Raw genomic sequence first — 4360 nt, 5'->3', positions numbered from 1 at the left:
AATCCTGTGGTGATCGCCACCCGTGCTGGCAGTGGCCTTGCGGCTGGCGAGTTGTTCAAAGAAAGTGCGATCGCGCTCGACCATGCGTTCGTGCTCGGCCAACATGTGGGCCTGATAGGCGTCGACCACGACCTCCACCAGGCGCAGGACTTCGTCCTTGCCGTAGTCGGCTAAAGGGCGATCCATGCCGATGGAGGCGACGTACTCGCCTAAGGGGCCGAGTGCCGATCGCATAGCGGCGATCTCCATGTCGCTGGGGTCAATCACGGCGTCCTCCTGAAACGGGGTCAGGCGCTCCATCAGTCGGGAAAAGACGTTCTGGCACCGCATGGAGCAGAACACCCACCGGTCGTTGTAGCGGCGGGGGTCGGAACGCCGTAAGCGTGGGTTGAAATACCCCAGGCCTTTGGCTTGACGGGAACACACAGCACATCTCACGCAGCCTCCCGAAACTCGGCCATCACCGCATCGTTGGCTGCGGTAACCAGGCGCTGAATGGCCGCCTTGTTGAACTGGAAGGTCAACAGCGCTGAGACCTGATAGCGGGTCAGGCTGAAATCCGCGCGCAGCGGCGCAGGCAGGTAACGCAGTTGCCCAGGTGTGGGCGACTCCTGCAACCAGCGGCGGGTCTTGTGAGCAGCATCGTCAACTTCCTGGTCGTTGAGCCAGTCATTGGCCTGGGCCAAACACACCGTGCGTTCCCCTGCACCCAGCAAGCGGGCGGGCAGTTTTTCGGCACCACCCACCGCGTACCAACGCCCACCCAGGAAGAAGACACCCGCCCAGGCTTTGAAACCGGTGGCCAGCAGCGCGCAGTCGTCGCCGAAAAGGTCGCACCAGGCGAAGTTGGAGCGCTTGAGCAGATCGATTTCGGTCATCACAAAATCGCTGATTTGGTGACGCGCTTCCTCGATCGCCTTGGCAAAGCTGTGGCCACAGAGCGGACACTCGCGACTGGCCATCGGCACTTCTGCATCGCACTGCGGGCAGCGCTTGGTCGGCGCCTCGCCATCACCGGCAAAACCATCCAGATCGACTTCCTGCTCCAGACTGCCATGGCGCAGGGAGGCGGTGCCGAAGTCCAGCACTACGCAATCGGTCTTGATGACGCCAGGGTGCTCGGCAGGGTCGACCACGCGCAGGCCGCGTCCGACCATCTGGATCAACGTGGACTTGTAGGAGCTGGGGCGCAGCAGCACGATGCAGGAGGTGGGCGTGTAGTCGTACCCTTCTGTGAGCACGGTGACATTGACCAGCACCGTTACATCGCCGGATTCATAGGACCTCAGCGTGGACTGACGTTCTGCAGGGGTCATCTCGCCATGAACCACGGCGGCCTTCACCCCTGCTGCAATGAATGCATGGCAAACCGCATAGGCGTGATCGACGGTGGCGGCAAAGGCAATGGTCTTGCGACGGGCGGCATGCGCCTGCCAATGCTGGACCACCGCCGCATTGACAGGCGTGGTGTTCATGATCGACGCCACGGCATTCATGTCGTAGTCGTCGGTCAGTTTGCGAACGCCGTCGAGCGCGTCGCGCGTGCCGACATCGACCACGAAGGTGCGCGGTGGCACCAGATGGCCAGAGCGAATCAGTTCGCCCAGCCGGATCTGGTCCGCCACGTTGGAGAACACCTCGCGCAGGCCCTTGCCGTCCCCGCGATTAGGCGTGGCGGTCACGCCATAAATCAGCGCATGCGGGTTCTTGGCCAGGACCGAGTCGATGACCAGTCGGTAGGTGGGCGCCGCGCAGTGGTGAGCCTCGTCGATCACCAGCATGTCCAGCGTGGGCATCTTCTCGAGGTTGCGTGCCAAGGTTTGCACCATGGCGAAGGTGGCCTGACCCGACCACGATTTCTGATGCGCATCGAAGACCGAGGTGCTGACGTGCGGATTGACGCGGCCAAACTTGCTCAGGTTTTGTGCGGTCAATTCGTCGCGGTGCGCCAAGATGCAGGCCTTGGCGTCCGGATGTTGAAGAAACTCCCCGGCGGTTCCGGACAGGCAGATCGTCTTGCCTGCACCGGTCGGCGCCACACCGAGGGTGTTGCCATGGGCCTTGAGAGCCGTGACGCAGCGGGTGACGAATTCCCGCTGCCGAGGACGCAGCATCATGGGTAGTCCTCCTTATTGCGCCCAGGCAGGACGAGTGGGAACGGCCGGCGCCGATGTCATAGGGGGCGTACCGGTGGGAGCCGAAGGCGCTTGGCTTGGGGTGCGCATCGGCTGCCCCATCAGCACGGCATACTCTTTGTGATCCGGCTGAATGGCGGCCTTGATCACGTTCTTGTCGTCGCCGTTCTGATCCTTCTCGACATCAATGCGGGCGACAAACTCCACACCATCCAGATCGGCAAAGCCCTTGATGCGGCGCGCACTCTGCGCCTGTGGCGAGTTGTCTGCCGGATGGATGCCTCGCGCCGAGTTCAGAATGGCGCGGAGGAAGCTTCGCCCGATATGGGTCCACTCCGGGCCCTTGGGACTGGACAGGCCAATCAGCCCGAACACCACGCGTTTGGCAAACGGTCCTTCCAGAATGGTGAACTTAGCGTTGAGATAGATCGCACCGGTCTTGTCGGAACGGGTCGCGTAACCGCCAGTCCAGCCTTGGCTCGGATCGTCATACCCACCCGGGCGAATGGCCATGATGACCTTGGCCAGGGTTTTGGGTGGGATCAGGGCGTACTCGCGCTGGTCTTCGGCATCGTTGAAGTCATTCCAGGCGGCGTTGTTGCTGTAGCTGTTCATGAATACTCTCCTGCTTATTGCGCGCGCGGCGCAGTGATCTTGGAAATGAGGCGGCCCAGATGCGGCTCCTCGACGACTTCCAGTCGTCCGGAACGGTCTTTGGCGGGGTAGCCCCAGGGGTTGATGTGCTGGCAGACGAAGGCGCGATAAGGGGTGCCGTCATCCGACTTGAGCACCACCATCGAGATGACCTGATCGACAATGCCGGGCAGTTCCAGCGCGGCTTTGGAGCCTTCGATCTGAGGGCTGAACACCTTGCGGTTGAAGTCATCGAGCTTTTCGTCGAGGATTCCGACCAGCCAGATGTCCTTGTCACGGACATGCTGCAACTGGGTGAGCCACCCGACCAGTTCGCTGGCATGCAGGCCATAAGCACCACGCGTGTCGGGCTTGCCGGTTTTTTCGGAGAAGGCCTGCGGCTGCCCCTTGGCCCACTGCAGACACAGGCGCCCCGCAACCGTGATCGAGTCCACGAAGATCAGCGAGTACTTGGCCAGCATGGCGGGATTGCCATACAAGGCACACACTTGGTCGTAATGCGCCTGGCTGTAGGACTGGTCGTCACGCAGCGCGGGGTTCGGGCCGCCGATGTAGCAGGCAAGATCGCGGCATTCCTGCCAGGTGCGTGGCCGCACGCTGTCGCCAGGCCAATCCAGCACGGCCAGATCGCCAGCCTCCAGGTCAATGAACAGGGTGCGGGTCGCATCGGAGGTTTTGAGCAGCGTGGTTTTGCCCACACCTGATGGCCCAAGAATGACGCCCTTGGAGCCACGCTTTTCTGCGAGGCGCTGCTCGGCGGTGATGAAGGGAAAGCTCATATCAAACCTCCCCACCAAAGATCTCTGTGACCTTGTCCGTGCCGAGCGCGCCCCGGGCGCGGGCCAGATCGTGCAGGCGGCGCAAGGAATGCAACTGGCAGGAGATCTCAGACGAGCGGGCTTCCAGGCCCTGGATAGCGAAGGCCAGGTCATCGACGGATGCCTGATCGAGGGGAAGGCGGTCGATGTCGGTCTGCCCGGCGTGGCCCGGGACGCGGATGGTTTCCGGCAGGTCCGACAGGGACAAGGTTTTTTTGCGCAGGGATTCGATGAGGTTTTTGAACATGGTGATTACTCCGAAAGCAGGGCGAGACGGAAGCTGGGCTTGCCCACCTTCACGGTTCGTGCGGGAATGAATTGCTCGCGCAGGGCACTGGCCCAGGCGGAGAACTTGGTCTCTGAGACGCGATAGCTGATGTCGATAAATTCGCGGGGGTTGTCGCCGTTGGCAGCAATGCGTGCCTCCAGGTTGGCCAGCAGCGCCTGATCCCATTCGACTTTCTTGGGCAGGTCGGCCGTGATGCGCACCTCGCCATCGTCGAAATGCACCACACCGCTGTCTTTGCCTGCGACCATGCGCAGATGCTTAGCGCGCTCGGCATACTTCAAGTTCAGGGCGTGTTCGATGTGATCGACTTCAGCCTTGGCAGTGGCCAGGCGGTCGGCGACCAGCGTCTTCAGCTGGAACAGGCTGCGGGCATCGAACGCGGCCAGTTCGGTCACCGGGATGGACAGCACATCTTCATGCTGAGAGGGCAGATGGCGCAGGTTCATGCCACACCTCCTGCCATC

At 62.0% G+C, this 4360-nt stretch carries 6 protein-coding genes; all 6 read right to left on the bottom strand.

The window, feature by feature from the left end; genetic code table 11:
• On the bottom strand, positions 1-267 hold a 267-nt coding region (locus tag C1I89_RS35530), incomplete at its 3' end, for a DUF6511 domain-containing protein (RefSeq protein WP_258231583.1).
• Between the two features lie 167 nt (positions 268-434).
• Positions 435-2117, bottom strand: a complete 1683-nt coding sequence (locus C1I89_RS33475) for a DEAD/DEAH box helicase (RefSeq protein WP_102776405.1) — start codon at positions 2115-2117, stop codon at positions 435-437.
• A 12-nt stretch (positions 2118-2129) separates the two neighbouring features.
• Entirely contained in the window at positions 2130-2750 is a 621-nt protein-coding gene (locus C1I89_RS33470) for a hypothetical protein (protein WP_011886413.1), read from the bottom strand.
• Between the two features lie 14 nt (positions 2751-2764).
• Positions 2765-3568: an ATP-binding protein gene (locus C1I89_RS33465; RefSeq protein ID WP_102776404.1), complete on the bottom strand. Its 804-nt coding sequence runs from the start codon at positions 3566-3568 to the stop codon at positions 2765-2767.
• A 1-nt stretch (position 3569) separates the two neighbouring features.
• Positions 3570-3854 carry a hypothetical protein gene (locus tag C1I89_RS33460; protein ID WP_011886415.1) on the bottom strand — a complete coding sequence of 95 codons (285 nt, stop codon included), beginning with the start codon at positions 3852-3854 and terminating at the stop codon, positions 3570-3572.
• 5 nt (positions 3855-3859) lie between these two features.
• Positions 3860-4342, bottom strand: coding sequence for a hypothetical protein (locus tag C1I89_RS33455; RefSeq protein WP_102776403.1), 483 nt, complete (start codon positions 4340-4342; stop codon positions 3860-3862).
• Positions 4343-4360: the final 18 nt, after the last annotated feature.

Origin of the sequence: Achromobacter pulmonis (assembly GCF_002885955.2) — a bacterium.
Lineage (GTDB): Bacteria > Pseudomonadota > Gammaproteobacteria > Burkholderiales > Burkholderiaceae_B > Achromobacter > Achromobacter pulmonis_A.
Note: the sequence above shows the minus strand (reverse complement) of the source record. Positions and strands in the feature narration are given on the sequence as shown.